An 18,050-nucleotide genomic window follows, 5' to 3' on the forward strand; every position below is an offset into this window, starting at 1 on the left:
CGATGGCCGAGTTCGACGACATCATCCACCAGCCGCTGCGGCTGAAGATCATGGCGGCGCTGAATGCGCTGCCCGCCGCGCAGGGGCTTGAATTCCCGCGGCTCAAGAAGCTCACGGGTGCGACCGACGGCAATCTCGGCGCCCATATCGAGACGCTTGCGAAAGCCGGCTATGTGGCGGTCGACAAGGCCTTCGTCGGCAAGAAGCCGCAAACGACGGTGACCGCCACGGGGGCCGGCCGCGCCGCCTTCGCCCGCCATGTCGCGGCCCTGCAGGAGATTATCGCTGCCGGCCATGACCGGTAACGACATATCCACATGCGCGCCGCGGGCCGTTGCCCCGCATCGAAGGCGTGTTACACCCCGGCTTCGGATCCACGGGTACGGTCGGGCGGCGCAATGAACATTCTCCTCCTCGGTTCGGGCGGGCGCGAACACGCGCTGGCGTGGAAGATCGCGGCCTCGCCGCTGGTCACCAAGCTGTTCTGCGCGCCGGGCAATGCCGGCATCGCCCGCGAGGCGATCTGCGTGCCGCTCGACGTCACCGACCACCAGGCGGTGATCGCGTTCTGCAGGGACAAGGACATCGAGCTGGTGGTGGTCGGGCCGGAGGCGCCGCTCGCCGCCGGCATTGTCGACGATCTCGCGGCGGTCGGCATCAAGGCGTTCGGACCCAGCAAGGCGGCGGCCCAGCTCGAGGGCTCCAAGGGCTTCACCAAGGATCTGTGCAAGGCGCACGACATCCCCACCGCCGCCTATGAGCGCTTCAGCGATTCCGCCGCCGCCAAGGCCTATATTCGCGTGCAGGGCGCGCCGATCGTCGTCAAGGCGGACGGTCTCGCCGCCGGCAAGGGCGTCGTGGTGGCGATGACGCTGGCTGAGGCGGAAGCTGCGATCGACATGATGTTCGGCGGCGCGCTCGGCGATGCCGGCGTCGAGGTCGTGGTCGAGGACTTCCTGATCGGCGAGGAGGCGTCGTTCTTCGTGCTGTGCGACGGCGAGCACGCGCTGCCGCTCGCCACCGCGCAGGACCACAAGCGCGCCTATGACGGCGACAAGGGGCCGAACACCGGCGGCATGGGTGCGTATTCGCCGGCGCCGGTGATGACGGATGCGGTCTGCAAGCAGGCGATGGAGCAGATCATCTACCCGACCCTGAAGGCCATGAAGGCGATGGGCGCGCCGTTCAAGGGCGTGCTGTTCGCCGGCCTGATGATCACCGACGAAGGCCCGCAACTGATCGAATACAACGTCCGCTTCGGCGATCCGGAATGCCAGGTGCTGATGATGCGGATGATGTCCGACATCGTCCCGGCGCTGCTCGCCTGCGTCGATGGCCAGCTCAAGCATTTCACGCTGCGCTGGTACGAAGAGCCGGCGCTGACCGTGGTGATGGCCGCGAAGGGCTATCCGGGCGCTTACGAGAAGGGCACCCGCATCGCCGGCCTCGACCGCGCCGAGAAGATCTCCGGCGTGCAGATTTTCCACGCCGGCACGATGGCGTCGGGCGACTGGATCCTCGCCAATGGCGGCCGCGTGCTCGCCGTCACCGCCTCGGCCAAGACCGTCGCCGAAGCGCAGCGCCGCGCCTATGAGGCGATCGGCGTCATCAACTGGCCCGAAGGCTTCTGCCGCCGCGACATCGGCTGGCAGGCGGTGGCGCGGGAACGCCGGAAGAAGTAGGAGCGTTGACGGCCTGGCGCCGTCATTGCGAGGAGCGAAGCGACGAAGCAATCCAGCTTTGTGCACGGCGCTCCTGGATTGCTTCGCGGAGCCTGTCATCGGGCGGCGCTTCGCGCCGACCCGTTGGCTCGCAATGACGAAACGTAGGAGTATCCGCCGATGCCCGATCTCGCCGACTTGTTTCCGGGCTTCGGCTCGGAGTGGATCAACACCTCGTCGGGCCGGATCTTCGCCCGCACCGGCGGCGACGGGCCGCCGCTGCTGCTGCTGCACGGCTTCTCCGAAACGCATGTGATGTGGCACCGGGTGGCGCCGGCGCTGGCGGAAAAGTTCAAGCTGATCATCGCCGATCTGCCCGGCTACGGCTGGTCCGACATGCCGGAGAGCGACGCCGAGCACACGCCCTACACCAAGCGGGCGATGGCCCGGCAACTGATCGAGGCGATGGAGCAGCTCGGCCATGTCCGGTTCGGGCTTGCCGGCCACGATCGCGGCGGCCGCGTCAGCTATCGGATGGCGCTGGATCAGCCGGGGCGGCTGACCAAGCTGGCGACGCTCGATATCCTGCCGACCTACGAATACTGGCAGCGCATGGACCGGCGCTACGCCCTCAAGGTGTATCACTGGAGCTTCCTGGCGCAGCCGGCGCCGCTGCCCGAGACGTTGATCGCCGCCGCGCCCGACTTTTTTCTGAAGAACAAGCTGGCGAGCTGGGCAAAGAAGAAGGACCTATCCTGCTTCGATCCGCGCGCGCTCGAGCACTATCTCGCGCCGTTCCGCGATCCGATGCGGCTGCACGCGATGTGCGAAGACTACCGCGCCGGCGCCTTCGCCGACTTCGAGCACGACAAGGTGGATGTCGACGCGGGCAACAAGATCGACGTCCCGATGCTGGCGCTGTGGGGCGACACCGGCATCGCCCAATCGGCCGCGACGCCGCTCGATACATGGAAGAAGTGGGCCAAAGACGTGCAGGGCCATGCCGTCGACTCCGGTCACTTCCTGACGGAGGAAGCACCAGAGCAGACCGCGGCGGCGTTGCTGAAGTTTTTCGCCGGGGCGTAGGCCACACTGTGAGCCGACTTTTTTCGGGCTCGATCGCGGCGTCACAACGCGCGATGCGTCATCCTGAGGTGCGAGCGCAGCGAGCCTCGAAGGATGGGCTACGAAGCCACTTCGGCGGCGGGCGTGACGCGCCATCCTTCGAGGCTCGCCGAAGACGGCGAGCCTCGAAGGATGACGCCCGTAATGTTGTCGCGAGCTAACCGAAAAGCCGTAGCTACGCGCGGGCTACTCCGCCTTCGCGCCGAGCTGCTTCGGGCGCCGTCCGAAGTCTGCGGCGGCTTCGTCCTGGCCGATCTGGACGATGCCGCGGCGGATCGCGCGGGTGCGGGTGAAGTGCTCGAACAGCGCGTCGCCGTCGCCGCGGCGGATCGCGCGGGTCAGCTTCGACAAGTCTTCCTGGAATTCGCCGAGCATTTCGAGCACCGCGTCCTTGTTGGTCAGAAACACGTCGCGCCACATCGTGGGATCGGACGCCGCGATGCGGGTGAAGTCGCGGAAGCCGCCGGCGGAGAATTTCAGTACTTCCGACTGCGTCACGCCTTCGAGCTCTTCGGCGGTCGAGACGATCGTGTAGGCGATCAGATGCGGCAGATGGCTGGTCACCGCGAGCACCAGATCGTGGTGATCGGCGGTCATCACTTCGACATTGGCACCGAGCCCGCGCCAGAACGCGCCGAGCTTGTCGACCGCATCGGCATTGGCGCCTTCGGGCGGCGTCAGGATGCACCAGCGATTGACGAACAGTTCGGCGAAGCCGGAGTCCGGGCCGGAATTCTCGGTACCGGCGACCGGATGCGCGGGGACGAAATGCACGCTCTCGGGCAAGTACGGCGCCATCGCCTTCAGCACCGCGCCCTTGACCGAGCCGACATCCGAGACGATCGCGCCCGGGGCCAGATGCGGTGCGATCTCCTGCGCGACCGGGCCGCAGGCGCCGACCGGAATGCACAGGATCACGAGATCGGCGCCGTCGACCGCCTCGGCATTGGTCTCGACCACGCGGTCGACGATACCGAGCTCCTGCACGCGGGCGCGGGTCTGCGGCGAGCGCGCGGTGGCGACGATTTCGCCGGCGAGGCCGAGCGCTTTCGCACCGCGCGCGATCGAGCCGCCGATCAGGCCGAAGCCGATCAGCGCCAGCTTGCGAAACAGCGGCGCAGAACTCATGGCTTGCCCATGAATTCGCGCAGCGCTTCGATCACCAGCTCGTTGGCCTCGTCAGTGCCGATCGTCATCCGCAGCGCGTGCGGGAGTTTGTAGTTGTTCAGCGCGCGCAGCACGAGGCCGCGCTTGGTCAGGAACGCGTCGGCCTCGGCCGCGGTCTTGCCCGGCGTGGTCGGGAAATGCATCAGCACGAAGTTGCAGACGCTCGGCGTCACGGTCAGGCCGAGCGCGGTGAACTCCTCGGTCAGCCGGTCGCGCCACTTCTCGGTGTGGATGCGCGACATGTCGACATGCGCGGTGTCCTGGATCGCCGCGACGGCGGCGAGCTGCGACGGGATCGAGGTGTTGAACGGACCGCGGATGCGGTTGACCGCGTCGACGATGTTCTCCGGGCCGAACATCCAGCCGATGCGCAGCGCCGCGAGCCCGTGCACCTTGGAGAAGGTGTGGGTCAGCACGGTGTTGTCGGTGGTCGAGACCAGCTCGATGCCGATCTCGTAGTCGTTCTTCGAGACGTAGTCCGCATAGGCGGCGTCGAGCACCAGCACGACATGCGACGGCAGGCCCGCGCGCAGCCGCTTGACCTCGTCGAACGGGATGTAGGTGCCGGTCGGATTGTTCGGGTTGGCGAGCCAGACCAGCTTGGTGCGCGGCGACACCTTGGCGAGGATGGCGTCGACGTCGCAGGTCAGGTCCTTCTCCTCGGCGACCACGTTGGTGGCGCCGTTCGCCAGCGTGGCGATCGGATAGACCAGGAAGCCGTGCTGCGACGAGATCGCCTCGTCGCCCGGGCCCAGATAGGTGTGAGCCAGCAAATTGAGGATCTCGTCCGAGCCGGCGCCGCAGATGATGCGGTCGGGGTCGAGGCCGTAGGCCTTGCCGATCGCTTCGCGCAGGATCCGCGAGGTGCCTTCCGGATAGTCCTCGAGATGGTCCGCCGCGCTCTTGAAGGCCGCGATCGCGTGCGGCGAGGGGCCGAACGGCGTTTCGTTGGCCGAGAGCTTGAACACCTTGCGGCCGGCTTCGGGCACCGGGCTCTTGCCGGGGGTGTAGGGCGCAATATCGAGGATGCCGGGTTTCGGCACGGGACGGGACATCGTCAACTCCGGATGGTCGGGCGGCCTGAAACCGGCCCCTCAGGGTGTCGGCTTGCCGCTCGGGGGCACCGTATAGCGCCTCGCGTGGCTGCCGACGAGAGCCGACGAACGGAGGGAGGCCCCCGCTGCGATCAGGGCAGCCTTGATCTGATCGAGGCTGCAGGGTGCCGAAATCGACGCCAGCAGCGCCGCTCCGTCGAAAGCGGTATCGGGGACTGCCACCACCTCGGCCAGCGGCGAAATCGCGCGGGCGATCTCGGCGTTCCAGCCCGATACCCGGATGCTCCAGGTCTCGACCTCGGTGACCATGGCGCTGTCGGCGACCCGTGACACCACGAAGACCGGCAGCGCCGCCGGGTGGTCGGCACGCTCGATGAACGGCAGCCGGGCGATGATCTTGGGGACGCCGGCGGCTTCCAGCGCCAGCCACCACGGCGTGGCGCCCGACGTCGCCGACACCAGCGCCAGATCTCCCTTGGACCGGGCCACCGCCTCGACCGCCGCCGAGGCCGAGAAATGCGGCACGTAGGGCACCGTGAAGCCGAAATGGAAGCGGGCGGAATCGCGCATCGCCGACTCGCCGAGCGACTGGTCGACATGCACCGAGAACGGCGCCTGCACATAGGTGAAGGTGGCGATGATCACCCGCCAGATGCTCTCGACGGTGTCGAGCGGCAAAATGCCCTTATGGCGCTCGACCAGCCGCCGCATCATGTCGGCCTCGCGCGCCGGCCGGAATGCCGAGCCGACCTCCTGGGTCTGCTTCACCGCGATCAGCCGGTCGATGATCTCGCCGCGCTGCATCAGCAGCTGGTGCACTTGCGCGTCGATGCTGTCGATCTCCTGGCGGAGCTCGTTGAGCGACGGCGGCGAGGGCGGCTTGGTCATTGCGAAGAACCTTCAGGCGGATGGGGCAGTGCGACCATCTGCTTAGGAAACCAGACGATTGAAGGCAAAGGAATTTGGCTGTCGGGAATATGGCTTCCGGCAGGGCGCCGGCCGCGAGGATCACCCTCCCCTGGAGGGGGAGGGTCGCTCGCGCAGCGAGCGGGGTGGGGTGGCGAAGAGTTCATCTACCGTGCCCGCGGCTCACCCCACCCCGTCGTGCCTCGCTTCGCGAGGCCCGCCGACCCTCCCCCTCCAGGGGAGGGTGAAGAGGCGGTCGCAGGGCCGAATATTGACGGCTTCCCGCTTTGTGACTATCGTCCGCCCGTCCCGTGGTCATTTGAGCCGGCCGGCTTGCAGCCACGTTAAACAATTCGCTAAACAGGCCGGGGACATTGTGATCCCGGCCGAACCCATGTTCAGGCCGGGTTTTTTATTGACCCTGCCGTGACTATCTGAGGCCGACCGGGAAGGTGTCCGGAACGAGGTCGTTGGTAGGCGTATGATGAATGTTCATTCGAAAGGGCAGGTCGCCGGCGAGCGCGCCCATGAGGCCGACCATCCGAGTTCGCTGGTGGCCCATTTCGGTCCCGATCAGCCGCTGCGGCTCGATTGCGGCGTCGACCTCGCGCCGTTCCAGATCGCCTACCAGACCTACGGCACGCTGAACGCCGACAAGAGCAACGCCATCCTGGTCTGCCACGCGCTGACGATGGATCAGCACCTCGCCAATGTGCACCCGATCACCGGCAAGCCCGGCGGCTGGCTGACGCTGGTCGGCCCCGGCAAGCCGATCGATACCGAGCGCTACTTCGTGATCTGCTCCAACGTGATCGGCAGCTGTATGGGCTCGACCGGCCCGGCCTCGACCAATCCGGCCACCGGACGGCTGTGGGGGCTGGATTTTCCGGTGATCACCATCCCCGACATGGTGCGGGCGCAGGCGATGCTGATCGACCGGCTCGGCATCGACAAATTGTTCAGCGTGGTCGGCGGCTCGATGGGCGGCATGCAGGTGCTGCAATGGACCGTGGCCTATCCGGACCGGGTGTTCTCGGCGATGCCGATCGCCTGCGCGACCCGGCACTCGGCGCAGAACATCGCTTTCCACGAGCTCGGCCGTCAGGCCGTGATGGCCGATCCGGACTGGGCGCACGGCCGTTACTTCGAGAACGGCCTGCATCCGCATCGCGGCCTCGCGGTGGCGCGGATGGCGGCGCATATTACTTACTTGTCCGACGCCGCGCTGCATCGCAAGTTCGGCCGGCGGATGCAGGATCGCGAACTGCCCACCTTCTCGTTCGACGCCGACTTCCAGGTCGAGAGCTACCTGCGCTACCAGGGCTCGTCCTTCGTCGAGCGCTTCGATGCCAACTCCTATCTGTATCTGACCCGGGCGATGGATTACTTCGATATTGCGGCCGATCACGACGGCGTTCTGGCCGCGGCGTTTCGTGGCACGCAGACCCGGTTCTGCGTGGTGTCGTTCACCTCCGACTGGCTGTTTCCGACGGCGGAGTCGCGCGCCATCGTGCACGCGCTGAATGCCGGCGGCGCGCGGGTGTCGTTCGCCGAGATCGAAACCGACAAGGGCCACGACGCCTTCCTGCTCGACGAGCCGGAGTTCATCGACATCGCCCACGCCTTCCTGCAATCGGCCGCCACCGCGCGCGGGCTCGGCCGGGGACACTGAGATGACGGTGCAGGAGAATTTGCCGCTGGGCGCGCCCGAGCGGCCGATGCTGCGGGTGCATCGCGCCGACCATCTGCTGGTCGCCGACATGGTGGAGTCCGGCTCCAAGGTGCTCGACGTCGGCTGCGGCGAAGGCGATCTGATGCAGCTCCTCGAATCCCGCGGCGTCGATTGCCGCGGCATCGAGCTGTCGCGCGAGGGCGTCAACCGCTGCGTCGCGCGCGGACTCGCGGTGGTGCAGGGCGACGCCGACACCGACCTCGACAACTACGTGGACGATGCGTTCGACTACGTGATCCTGTCGCAGACGCTGCAAGCGACGCGGCAGCCGCGCGTCGTGCTGGAAAATCTGCTGCGGATCGGCCGGCGCGCGATCGTGTCGTTTCCGAATTTCGGCTACATCAACATGCGGCTGCAGCTGTTGATCAACGGTCAGATGCCGCGCACCGAGAATCTGCCGGCGACCTGGTACGACACGCCGAACATCCACTTCTGCACCATCAAGGATTTCGTCGTGCTGTGCGACGAGATCAACGTCAAGATGGAGCGCGCGGTGGCGCTCGATCGCTACGGCCGGCCGCTGCGTCTCAACGCGCCGTGGTGGTTCTGGAATATGTTCGGCGAGCAGGGTGTTTTCCTGCTCAGTCGCGCGCAGAAGAAGCCTCCGGCCTCACCGGCCGATTACATCGCGCCGTAAACTGATTATTTCGCCATGCGGCATCGGCGGCTTGTGTGATGCATGTAACGAGTTTCCTGTGTGATATGCGTCTCATTAACTAATTAACGACCGTCAATTCATCAGGCGAAATTTCGGCAGGTTCCGCTGCCACGAAATAATCTTCTTATCACCGCGGAATCTGTCACCCGTTGCCGCACCGGCCATTCTCTCGCCATCGCTGCTCTGTTTACCGCTCCCGCCGGTTCTCACCGACCGGCGTGTCGATGGAGAGAGAGTCTGAATGGTTGAGTTTCTTGCGTTTCGTGCGGGTCGCGTTCTGGCGCTGATTTTGGGTGTTGCGGCGATCACCGCTCTGGTGAGTCCGGCATCCGCGCGGCCGTCGCACCGTCATCACGGCTATGCTGCGCATCACGGTGACTACACGTCACATCGCGGTTACCGTCATCACCGCTACACCAAGCGTAGCCGCGGCTGGCGTCACGCGAATGCTGCAGTCCCGCAGGGCTTCGCCGATCAGCAGCAATTCGGTTTCCAGGCTTATCAGCAGCCGCAGGGCTTCGAGTCCGCGGCCTATGCCGACCCCAACGCGATGAGCGCGCCTCGGATGATGAAGCAGCGCGCGCAGCGTCGCGCGGCGCGGCAGGCTCCGGATGTGCAGCAGGCGCAGTGGCAGAATTGGAATGGCGGCGGTGGTGGCGGCTCGAGCCTCGTCGCCGAGGCGCGCCGCTACATCGGCGGCAACCCCACCGGCCGCAGCCGGCTGTGGTGCGCGCGGTTCATGAACATGGTGCTGGAGCGTTCGGGCCATCGCGGCACCGGCTCCGACATGGCGAGCTCGTTCGCCCGCTACGGCCAGCGCATCTCCGGCCCGCAGGTCGGCGCGATCGCGGTGATGTCGCGCGGCAAGCGCGGCGGCCATGTCGGCATCGTCAGCGGCATCGATCCGAATGGCAATCCGATCGTCGTCTCCGGCAACCACAGCCGCCGGGTCGCCGAGTCGGTTTATTCGCGCAGCCGCATCTACGCTTATGTGATGCCGTCGAGCTGAAATACTTCATCCGTCATTGCGAGCGAAGCGAAGCAATCCAGCACCGTGCACTGCGTTGGATTGCTTCGTCGCGGAGCCTGTACTCGGACGGCGCGACGCGCCGGTCCGGGTGCTCCTCGCAATGACGGGCGGGTCTGCTACAGCAGCTTCGCCTGCTCCACCCGCACCGCGTCGCCCTGCGCGAGGTCGCCGGCTTCGATCACCTCGGCATAGACGCCGCAATCGGCGTGGCCAAGGTTCTGCTGCAGCGTTTCGGGGATCGACATGTCGCGCGCCGCAGTCTGCGGGTCGACGTTGGTGGCGGCGCAGCGGACGATGCGCTTGACCACCTTGAGGCGGGCACTGCCGATCGCCAGCGTCTGGTCCATCAGGTCGAACTCGCCCCAGGCCGGCCAGCCGGTGACGTAAAGGTTGGCGCGAAACCGCAGCGGATCGACCGGGCGGCCGATCATCGTCTCCAGCGCCGTCACGCTCGCCAGGTTGATGATCGACACCACCTTGCGGGCGACGTCCGAGAAACTGTGGCCGCGGCCTTCCAGCACCCTGGGCGGGCCGCGCAGTTCGTCGGCGAACTCGGCGGCGAAGAAACGCTCGATCGCGGCGCGGCCGTCGGCGGTGGCCAGGTTGCCCCGCACCAATTCGGCGCCGTCCCGGGCGATCGTCAGCTCGTGGCTGCTGTCCTCATAGCGGGTGCGCAGCGCGGCCAGCCGCTCGTTGCGCATCAGCATCAGGAAGCGAATCTTGGGGAAGTATTTCGGTTCCGCCGGATCGAAGCCGATCGGGCCGTTCTCGATGGCGAAGGCTCGGTCACCCGGGAGGGTCTGGCCGACCGTCAGGGCGACATGAGGCAAGGGCTCCGGCGACAGGCCTTTGACCGGGTAGCGATAGATGGCGGAAACCGCTGCTGGCATCGACATGCCGCTGTTTAGAGGATTCCGCCGGCCCCTGTCACCTGCACGAATTTGTGACGAAAGCCCTTCCGTTTTCGGAACCGATGCCCACATTTGCGTCAAGCCGCTGCCGGTGTCGGACGCGGCGACGACCGCCGCCGGTTGACGACCATCAACGCGGCCGGTGGAACCCCAATGAAGATGCCATCCGCGTGCTTTCGAGGCGCCGATGGCAGGCTGAGGGACACCAGATCATGAACCCAGAAAAATACACCGAACGCGTGCGCGGCTTCATCCAGTCGGCGCAATCGCTTGCCGTCCGCGAGGGCCATCAGCAGTTCTCGCCGCTGCACATCCTCAAAGTTCTGCTCGACGATTCCGAAGGGCTCGCCGGCGGTCTGATCGACCGCTCCGGCGGCAATTCCCGTGCGATTCTCAAGGCGACCGAAGAAGCGCTCGGCAAGATGCCGAAAGTGTCCGGCTCGGGCGCCGGCCAGGTCTATCTGGCCCCGGCGACCGCCCGCGCGCTCGACGGCGCCGAACAGGCGGCCGAGAAGGCGGGCGACAGCTTCGTCACCGTCGAGCGGCTGCTGCTCGCGCTGGCGCTCGACAAGGACAGCGAGGCCGGCCAGCTGCTCGCCAAGGGCGGCGTCACCCCGCAGAACCTCAACGCCGCCATCAACGCGCTGCGCAAGGGCCGCACGGCGGATTCCGCCACGGCCGAAAACGCCTATGACGCGCTGAAGAAATACGCCCGCGACCTGACCCAGGCGGCGCGCGACGGCAAGCTCGACCCGGTGATCGGCCGCGACGAGGAGATCCGCCGCACGATTCAAGTCCTGTCCCGCCGGACCAAGAACAATCCGGTGCTGATCGGCGAACCCGGCGTCGGCAAGACCGCCATCGTCGAGGGCCTGGCGCTGCGCATCCTCAATGGCGACGTGCCGGAGAGCCTCAAGGACAAGAAACTGCTGGCGCTCGACATGGGCGCGCTGATCGCCGGCGCGAAATATCGCGGGGAGTTCGAGGAGCGGCTGAAGGCCGTGCTCAACGAGGTCACCGCGGCCGAAGGCGGCATCATCCTGTTCATCGACGAGATGCACACGCTGGTCGGCGCCGGCAAGGCGGACGGCGCCATGGACGCGTCCAACCTCCTGAAGCCCGCGCTCGCCCGCGGCGAGCTGCACTGCATCGGCGCCACCACGCTCGATGAGTATCGCAAGCATGTCGAGAAGGACGCCGCTCTGGCGCGGCGCTTCCAGCCGGTGTTCGTGTCCGAACCGACGGTCGAGGATACGATCTCGATCCTGCGTGGCCTGAAGGACAAGTACGAGCAGCACCACGGCGTCCGCATCGCCGACTCGGCGATCGTCGCCTCGGCGACGCTGTCGAACCGCTACATCACCGACCGCTTCCTGCCCGACAAGGCGATCGACCTGATGGACGAAGCCGCGGCGCGGCTGAAGATGCAGGTCGACTCCAAGCCGGAAGAGCTCGATTCGATGGACCGCGAAATCGTGCGGCTCAAGATCGAGCAGGAGGCGCTGAAGAAGGAAAGCGACGTCGGCTCCAAGACGCGTCTGGTCACGCTCGAGAAGGAGCTGGCCGACCTCGAGGAGAAGTCGGCGGCGCTGACGCAGCGCTGGAGCGCGGAGAAGAACAAGCTCTCCAATGCGCAGAAGCTGAAGAGCGAACTCGACGGCTTGCGGCTCGAACTCGCGGACGCGCAGCGTCGCGGCGAGTATCAGCGCGCCGGCGAGCTGGCCTATGGCCGGATCCCCGAGCTGGAGAAGAAGCTGGCCGACATCGAGGCCAACGAGAACACCGGCGAGATGATGGAGGAGGCGGTCACCGCCAACCACATCGCACAGGTGGTGTCGCGCTGGACCGGCGTGCCGGTGGACAAGATGCTCGAAGGCGAGAAGGAAAAGCTGCTGCGGATGGAGGATCAGATCGGCAAGCGCGTGGTCGGCCAGTTCGAGGCCGTGCATGCGGTGTCGACCGCGGTCCGCCGTGCCCGCGCCGGCCTGCAGGATCCGAACCGGCCGATGGGCTCGTTCATGTTCCTGGGCCCGACCGGCGTCGGCAAGACCGAGCTGACCAAGGCGCTCGCGCAGTATCTGTTCGACGACGAGACCGCGATGGTCCGGCTCGACATGTCGGAATACATGGAGAAGCACTCCGTGGCCCGGCTGATCGGCGCGCCTCCCGGCTATGTCGGCTATGACGAGGGCGGGGCGCTGACCGAAGCCGTTCGGCGACGGCCGTATCAGGTCGTCTTGTTCGACGAGATCGAGAAGGCGCATCCGGACGTGTTCAACGTGCTGCTGCAGGTGCTCGATGACGGCCGCCTAACAGACGGCCAGGGCCGCACCGTGGACTTCCGCAACACGCTGATCGTGATGACGTCGAACCTCGGCAGCGAGTATCTGGTGGCCCAGCCGGAAGGCGAGGACACCGGCGTGGTGCGCGAGCAGGTGATGGGAATGGTGCGGGCCCACTTCCGCCCCGAATTCCTCAACCGCGTCGACGAGATCATCCTGTTCCACCGCTTGCAGAAGAGCGAGATGGGCCGGATCGTCGATATCCAGCTCGGCCGCCTGGCAAAGCTGCTCGAGGACCGCAAGATCGTGCTCGACCTCGACGCCTCCGCACGCGACTGGCTCGCCGAAAAGGGCTGGGACCCGGCCTATGGCGCCCGTCCGCTGAAGCGGGTGATCCAGCGCCATGTCCAGGACCCGCTCGCCGAGATGATCCTCGACGGCACGGTCAAGGACGGCGACACCGTCGCGATCTCGGTCGAAGGCGGCGTCCTGACCTTCAACGGCCAGCCGCCCCACACTGCCGACATCGAGCCGTTCACGGGGCGGCCGCCGAAGCGGATGCTGAACTAACCCCGTGTCCCGGACAAGGCGTAGCGCGCAGCGCTGCGCCGCTGATCCGGGACCCCGGTTTCTTGCTTGATTTGCTGCCGTAGACACCGGGGCCCCGGATCAGCAGCGCACCACGCCGCAAGCGCGGCGCGTTGCGCAGCGTCCGGGGCACGGACGGAGAGCGCTGGGGCTCTACTACTTCTTCGCGATCTTATAAATCGCGTTCTCGATGTCCGACGACACGTAGATCGTGCCGGTGGCGCCGACGGCGACGCCGGTGGTCATGTTGGTGGGCGGCAGGCCGGGGGCGGGGACGAGGCCGATCGGCAGGTTGCCGGCGAGTTCGGTGACTTTCCCATCCGCCGGATCGATTTCGACCACGCGCTTGGCGCCGACTTCCGCAACGATCAGCTTGCCGGACGGCGAAAGCGCTAGTCCTTCCGGCATTTTCAGATCCTTCGCCACCACGGTCTTGGCGCCGCTCGCCGGATCGATCTTGCTGATCTGCCCGGCGAACGCCTCGGTGACGTAGATCGCGCCATCGCTCGCTTGCGCGAGGCCGACCGGGCCGGCGAGGTCGGTGGCGATCGGCTTGCGGTCCTTGCCGTGCTCGCCGGAGACTTCGACCAGCGATTTGCTGCCGAGCTCGGCGACGATCAGCTTGCCGTTGGCGAGCCGGATCGCATCGTAGGGCGCCTTGAAGTCGTGCATCATCTCCTGCGACTTGCCGGTGGCGCGGTCGATCACTTGCACGGTGCCGGTGAACCAGCTCGACAGGATCACCTCGTTGCCCTTGGCGGTGGCGCTCATCGGATATTCCAGCGTGACGCCGTCCGCGTGCATCCGTGCCAGCTCGCGCACCTCGCCGGTCGCGCCATCGACGCTGCGATAGGCGAACACGTCGGCGACGTGGATCGTGTCCTTGCCGCCGTCGGACACCACGGCGATGCCGGCCGGAAACGCCAGCTTGCCGATGATCACTTGCTTGGCCGTGCCGGTCGCCGGATCGACCTCCTGAATGCCGTTATCGGCCATGTTGGAGACGAAGATGCGGTCCTGCGCGTCGATCGCCAGATTGTCGAGCGACGGCTTGAGCTGCGCGGCGACCTGCTTGGCGCCGGTCTTGATATCGACCCGGACGAGCTGGCCGAGCGCGGTGTCGAGCACATAGAGATTGCCCTTGGAGTCGAAATTCGCCGCCGCCGGAATCTTGAAGCCGTCGGCGACGACGCTGAGTTCGCCCTTGTCGACATCGACCGCCGCGACCTGGCCCTTGAACCACAGCGGCCCGTAGATCTTGTCGTCGGGGCCGAATTCGAAGCCGTTCAGCCCGCCCATCTTCTCCATGATCTTGCGCGGCGGCTTCACGCCCTCGACGTCGATCTCGTACAGCGCGTCGCCGAGAAACACCTGCGTGGCGTAGAGGCGGCCGTCCTTGCGGAAGGCGAGCGAGTTGATACCAGGCAGGCCGGACGCGAGCTTCTTGATCGGGCCGTCGCCCTTGCGGGCATAGAGATCGCCGGTGAGAAACGCCGTCCAGGCCATCGTGCCGTCCGGCGCAAAGGCGATGTCGTCGGCCATGCCTTCCGGCGTCGGCACCGCGATCTTGGCCGTGCCGTTGGCACGATCGACCTCGTACAACGCGGCGCCCGCCACGCTGCCGGCGAACAGTCGCCCGCTCTTGTCGATGCCGAGCCCGTGCACGCCGTGAAACGCCGAGCCTTCGACCAGCTTGGTGACCTGATACTCGTCCGCCCGCGCGGCGGCGGCCATCAGCAGCCCGAACACCAGCGCACTCGCGCCCAGCGCAAGTTTGTTCGTCATCGCGTTTTCTCCCGGTACTGTTTTGTTTTTGGACCGCGAGTATTTGGCGCGGTCAGTCCCTTGGCAAGCGGATTCGGCGCGTGCGCTGCGGCAACGGATCATCACGGTCGCGCGCGAACAGGCACGTCATCGCGACGCGACGAATGTGGGGCAGGGCTGAGGAAAAGTAGTGCTGTCTAGCGCTTGGCCTGCGCCGACGCGCTGACGTTGCTGCGCACCGGCGTTGCGGCGGTGAGGTCTTCGGCGAAGCGCGGCGCGTTGCGGTTGGTCATCATCGCGTCGAGCCGGTCGCGTTCTTTTTCGAAGCTGGCGAGCAGCGGGCCGTCGAGCGAGCGGCCGCGCGGCAGCTTCACGCGCATCGGATCGACGAAGCGGCCGTTGACCAGGATTTCGTAGTGCACATGCGCGCCGGTCGACAGGCCGGTCGAGCCGACGAAGCCGATCACCTGGCCCTGGCGCACGCGCTTGCCCGGCTCCATGCCCTTGGCGAACGCCGACATATGGCCGTAGGCGGTCTCGTAGCCGTTGTTGTGCTTGATGCGGATGTACTTGCCGTAGCCGCCTTCCCAGCCGGCCTTCTCGATCACGCCGTTGCCGGAAGCAAAAATGGGGGTGCCGTAGGGCGTCGACCAGTCGACGCCGGTGTGCATCTTGACGTAGCCGAGGATCGGATGGCGGCGGCCGCCGAAGCCGGAGCGCATGATCGCGTTGTTGACCGGCTTGCGCACCAGGAACTTCTTCGCGCTCTTGCCGGTCTCGTCGTAGAAATCGACCACCGAGTCGTCGGGAGTCTGGAAGCGGTAGTACTTCTTGGTTTCGCCGCCGACCGTGAGCGAGGCGAACAGCACGTCGTTCTTCTCGACCGCCGCGGTGCTCTCGTCGTCGCCGGCATAGAACACTTCGAACGAGTCGCCGGCCTGCACCTTGCGCTGGAAGTCGACGTCGTAGGAGTAGATCTTGATCATGTCGTCGATGATCGCCTGCGGCACCTTGTTGCGCATGGCGGTCTCGTAGATCGACTGGTAGAGGCGGACGCCGGTGCCGTCGTCCTCCTCGTCCTCACTGTTGTCGGCGGTGTCGCTGACGGTGTTGAGGGCCTGGACGTCCACCGCGACGTAGCGGCCGAGATCGGACAGCGCCGCCACGGCCTCGACGGCCGAATCGCCCGCGATGATCACCCGGAACGGCTGCGGGGCTTTGCCGGCGCCGGAGGGCTCCATCAGGATGCGGAGCTTCTGGCCTTCCTTCAGGCCGCCGCTGCGGCCGCGTGCGCCGAGCGCGGCGGCCACCGCGTTGGCGTCGTCTTCGCTGGCGCCCTGGTCGCGCAGCACCGACACCACGGTGTCGCCCTTCTTGACGACGTGCACGCGTTCGCCGGTCGGGTTGCCGCCGGTCACCTGCTCCTTGGTCTTCGGCAGCAGGGTGACGTTCTCGGGGACGATTCGGGTTTCGAAACCCGCGTAAGGATCGGCGGAGGGGCCTTCCGGCGCGTAGCCGAGCTTCATGTCGCCGCCGATGTCGCCGGCCGTGGCGCTGGCGTAGCGCACGCCGCTGTTGCCCTTCCAGTTCGCGGCGTCACGTACCCGCATCAGGATCTCGTCGGGCGGGATCTGGCCGGCGATCTTGGCGCGCGGCAGCACCTGGCCGAGATCGCGGGTCACGAAGGAGACTTCGGCGTCGGGCTCGACCGCCTCGGGATTCTGCGCGTCTTCCGCCGGCGCGGTCGAGCCGACATCGCTCAGCATGCGTTGCGCGTTGAAGGGCGGGATCTTGGCGCTGAGGTCGCTGGTGCTGAGCGACAGGTTGCCGGCGATCTTGATGAAGGGGCGGACGCGAACGACGTCGCGATTGCCGACGCGGGTGACGGTGGAGACGCGGATGACGCTGCGGGCCGCCTGTGATTCGCTCGGCGGCGGCAGCCGGTCGCTCTTGTGCAGAGCCGCCGTCTTGTCGGCGCCGAAGGCGCCGCGCAGCGCCGCTTCGACGCGCTCCGGCGCCTTGGCGAACGTCGTCTCGCCGTCGAGCGATGCGAAAACGGCGCCGCCGATCAAGGCTGCGCCGCACAGTCCGGTCAGAATCGTGCCGCTGAACCATTGCACGGAGACGCGGCGGCGATCGATCACCGCGGCTTCGGAGCCATCGACGGAAAGCGGCGGCTCGTGCCCAAGGTCGATAAAGCCGACCTCGTGCCCGCTACGTCCGCGTGACAATCTCTGGCTCAATCCGCCGTCCCCCAAATATCCTCGCCCGCGGCTCGGCCACCGGCAAGTGTCCCTGACTTGGCGGAGGTTCTGTGAAGATCGCAGCGATCTTCGGAGCCTCCGGCTGCCCGGTCCTCGATGATGCGCCACGCGTGCGTATCAAGGAGCCGGACCTGCGCCGCGGACGTTCGACAAGAGGGCGCCAAATTGCTGGCAGCCGCCGCGAACGTCAATGGCGGGAAAGGTTCGAGGCCGCACGCCCGAAAGGAATTTGCGATGAAAGCGTCACGATCGCGATCCTTGACCTGGCGGGATCCGGGCTGCCGATCGGGCAACGCGGAAATTTTTAGCCTGTCTTGCTTGGGAGAACGTCCGAGGAATGTGGCTTCAGTACGGCGCGCTGTTGCGAAGGCTTTGTATTTCCGACCGAAATTGATTTTCCACCGGCACACGACATTTTTCTGACGAAGCCGTTGACAGCTCCGAAACGCGTGGCCTATAAGGCGGCCACTGAGCGCGGCGCCGCTGACCCCCACGGGCCCAGCGCGCTTCTGTGTCTCGGTAAGATCCATGCATTCGATGAGTGCTTGAGCAGCCGATAGTTGTCGGTTGCCAATTGCCGTCGGGTCGGGTCTTCCAAGCTCCTATTAAGTGTAGGAGTGAAATTCGAGGTCGACGAGATCTTGGGTTTTTGGGGCTTTCGGGCTCCGGGCTGTTTGACAAGTTGAGAAGAAGAAAGAGAAACGTGGACGGCGGAGTCCTTGCGGGTCTTGATTTTCGAAGCTTCGGCTTTGGGGATTGAGGCCGGACGAAAGACTTCGGCGGATACACGTTTCAAGGAAACACCATGTTCGCTTGCGCTGTGAAGCGCGGCGACGAGTGTCGGTTTTTGGATTTTCGGATCTGAGGCTGATGCAATGGTGGGACCTCGTCAAACGTTGTGATCAGC

General features: G+C 66.2%; 14 protein-coding genes and 1 riboswitch. Of the genes, 8 read left to right on the top strand and 6 right to left on the bottom strand.

The features are described 5' to 3' along the window. The first annotated feature begins 2 nt into the window (after positions 1 to 2). The 3 genes from ACFFJ6_RS17660 (at position 3) to ACFFJ6_RS17670 (ending at position 2,747) form a co-directional block, all read left to right on the top strand. Positions 3 to 305, top strand: a complete 303-nt coding sequence (locus ACFFJ6_RS17660; protein ID WP_378390176.1) for a winged helix-turn-helix domain-containing protein — start codon at positions 3 to 5, stop codon at positions 303 to 305. A 93-nt stretch (positions 306 to 398) separates the two neighbouring features. Further along, positions 399 to 1,682: a phosphoribosylamine--glycine ligase gene (purD, locus tag ACFFJ6_RS17665; protein ID WP_378390178.1), complete on the top strand. Its 1,284-nt coding sequence runs from the start codon at positions 399 to 401 to the stop codon at positions 1,680 to 1,682. 159 nt (positions 1,683 to 1,841) lie between these two features. Continuing rightward, entirely contained in the window at positions 1,842 to 2,747 is a 906-nt protein-coding gene (locus ACFFJ6_RS17670) for an alpha/beta fold hydrolase (RefSeq protein ID WP_378390180.1), read from the top strand. A 225-nt stretch (positions 2,748 to 2,972) separates the two neighbouring features. Here the strand turns inward: ACFFJ6_RS17670 and ACFFJ6_RS17675 are convergent, their stop codons facing one another. From ACFFJ6_RS17675 to ACFFJ6_RS17685, 3 genes are read right to left on the bottom strand one after another with little or no spacing between them, the layout of a single operon-like run. Next, positions 2,973 to 3,914, bottom strand: a complete 942-nt coding sequence (locus ACFFJ6_RS17675) for a prephenate/arogenate dehydrogenase family protein (protein WP_378390182.1) — start codon at positions 3,912 to 3,914, stop codon at positions 2,973 to 2,975. Then, positions 3,911 to 5,008: a histidinol-phosphate transaminase gene (hisC, locus tag ACFFJ6_RS17680; protein ID WP_378390184.1), complete on the bottom strand. Its 1,098-nt coding sequence runs from the start codon at positions 5,006 to 5,008 to the stop codon at positions 3,911 to 3,913. Before hisC ends, ACFFJ6_RS17675 begins: the two co-directional genes overlap by 4 nt. A 39-nt stretch (positions 5,009 to 5,047) precedes the next feature. Then, the gene (locus ACFFJ6_RS17685; RefSeq protein ID WP_378390186.1) at positions 5,048 to 5,896 is read right to left on the bottom strand and encodes a chorismate mutase; all 849 of its coding nucleotides are present in this window, start codon (positions 5,894 to 5,896) and stop codon (positions 5,048 to 5,050) included. 319 nt (positions 5,897 to 6,215) lie between these two features. Further along, positions 6,216 to 6,295: riboswitch (SAM riboswitch) on the top strand. Positions 6,296 to 6,395: 100 nt separating this feature from the next. On the opposite strand from ACFFJ6_RS17685, the gene metX reads away from it, so the two are divergent. From metX to ACFFJ6_RS17700, 3 genes are all read left to right on the top strand, one after another. Beyond that, positions 6,396 to 7,586 carry a homoserine O-acetyltransferase MetX gene (gene metX / locus ACFFJ6_RS17690; protein ID WP_378390189.1) on the top strand — a complete coding sequence of 397 codons (1,191 nt, stop codon included), beginning with the start codon at positions 6,396 to 6,398 and terminating at the stop codon, positions 7,584 to 7,586. 1 nt (position 7,587) lies between these two features. Further along, on the top strand, positions 7,588 to 8,283 hold the full coding sequence (gene metW / locus ACFFJ6_RS17695) for a methionine biosynthesis protein MetW (RefSeq protein ID WP_378390191.1): 696 nt from the start codon (positions 7,588 to 7,590) through the stop codon (positions 8,281 to 8,283). Positions 8,284 to 8,545: 262 nt separating this feature from the next. Then, positions 8,546 to 9,313, top strand: a complete 768-nt coding sequence (locus ACFFJ6_RS17700; RefSeq protein ID WP_378390193.1) for a TIGR02594 family protein — start codon at positions 8,546 to 8,548, stop codon at positions 9,311 to 9,313. A 137-nt stretch (positions 9,314 to 9,450) separates the two neighbouring features. On the opposite strand, the gene ACFFJ6_RS17705 is transcribed toward ACFFJ6_RS17700, so the two are convergent. Further along, positions 9,451 to 10,230, bottom strand: a complete 780-nt coding sequence (locus tag ACFFJ6_RS17705; RefSeq protein WP_378390195.1) for an MOSC domain-containing protein — start codon at positions 10,228 to 10,230, stop codon at positions 9,451 to 9,453. A gap of 227 nt (positions 10,231 to 10,457) precedes the next feature. On the opposite strand from ACFFJ6_RS17705, the gene clpB reads away from it, so the two are divergent. Continuing rightward, positions 10,458 to 13,097, top strand: coding sequence for an ATP-dependent chaperone ClpB (gene clpB / locus ACFFJ6_RS17710; RefSeq protein ID WP_378390197.1), 2,640 nt, complete (start codon positions 10,458 to 10,460; stop codon positions 13,095 to 13,097). A 174-nt stretch (positions 13,098 to 13,271) separates the two neighbouring features. On the opposite strand, the gene ACFFJ6_RS17715 is transcribed toward clpB, so the two are convergent. After that, on the bottom strand, positions 13,272 to 14,900 hold the full coding sequence (locus tag ACFFJ6_RS17715; protein ID WP_378390199.1) for a Vgb family protein: 1,629 nt from the start codon (positions 14,898 to 14,900) through the stop codon (positions 13,272 to 13,274). A 176-nt stretch (positions 14,901 to 15,076) separates the two neighbouring features. After that, positions 15,077 to 17,122 carry a peptidoglycan DD-metalloendopeptidase family protein gene (locus ACFFJ6_RS17720; protein ID WP_378390202.1) on the bottom strand — a complete coding sequence of 682 codons (2,046 nt, stop codon included), beginning with the start codon at positions 17,120 to 17,122 and terminating at the stop codon, positions 15,077 to 15,079. A gap of 71 nt (positions 17,123 to 17,193) precedes the next feature. On the opposite strand from ACFFJ6_RS17720, the gene ACFFJ6_RS17725 reads away from it, so the two are divergent. Then, a complete protein-coding gene (locus ACFFJ6_RS17725; protein WP_378390204.1) occupies positions 17,194 to 17,451 on the top strand; it encodes a hypothetical protein in 258 nt (85 codons plus the stop codon). The last annotated feature ends 599 nt before the right edge of the window (positions 17,452 to 18,050 follow it).

The organism is Rhodopseudomonas telluris, assembly GCF_042432815.1.
Taxonomy (GTDB): Bacteria; Pseudomonadota; Alphaproteobacteria; order Rhizobiales; family Xanthobacteraceae; genus Rhodopseudomonas; species Rhodopseudomonas telluris.

Excerpts from the sequence above, each read along its gene's own strand:
- ACFFJ6_RS17660 (WP_378390176.1), top strand. The coding sequence starts at position 3 with ATGGCCGAGTTCGACGACATCATCCACCAGCCGCTGCGGCTGAAGATC.
- purD (WP_378390178.1), top strand. The coding sequence starts at position 399 with ATGAACATTCTCCTCCTCGGTTCGGGCGGGCGCGAACACGCGCTGGCG.
- ACFFJ6_RS17670 (WP_378390180.1), top strand. The coding sequence starts at position 1,842 with ATGCCCGATCTCGCCGACTTGTTTCCGGGCTTCGGCTCGGAGTGGATC.
- ACFFJ6_RS17675 (WP_378390182.1), bottom strand. The coding sequence starts at position 3,914 with ATGAGTTCTGCGCCGCTGTTTCGCAAGCTGGCGCTGATCGGCTTCGGC.
- hisC (WP_378390184.1), bottom strand. The coding sequence starts at position 5,008 with ATGTCCCGTCCCGTGCCGAAACCCGGCATCCTCGATATTGCGCCCTAC.
- ACFFJ6_RS17685 (WP_378390186.1), bottom strand. The coding sequence starts at position 5,896 with ATGACCAAGCCGCCCTCGCCGCCGTCGCTCAACGAGCTCCGCCAGGAG.
- metX (WP_378390189.1), top strand. The coding sequence starts at position 6,396 with ATGATGAATGTTCATTCGAAAGGGCAGGTCGCCGGCGAGCGCGCCCAT.
- metW (WP_378390191.1), top strand. The coding sequence starts at position 7,588 with ATGACGGTGCAGGAGAATTTGCCGCTGGGCGCGCCCGAGCGGCCGATG.
- ACFFJ6_RS17700 (WP_378390193.1), top strand. The coding sequence starts at position 8,546 with ATGGTTGAGTTTCTTGCGTTTCGTGCGGGTCGCGTTCTGGCGCTGATT.
- ACFFJ6_RS17705 (WP_378390195.1), bottom strand. The coding sequence starts at position 10,230 with ATGTCGATGCCAGCAGCGGTTTCCGCCATCTATCGCTACCCGGTCAAA.
- clpB (WP_378390197.1), top strand. The coding sequence starts at position 10,458 with ATGAACCCAGAAAAATACACCGAACGCGTGCGCGGCTTCATCCAGTCG.
- ACFFJ6_RS17715 (WP_378390199.1), bottom strand. The coding sequence starts at position 14,900 with ATGACGAACAAACTTGCGCTGGGCGCGAGTGCGCTGGTGTTCGGGCTG.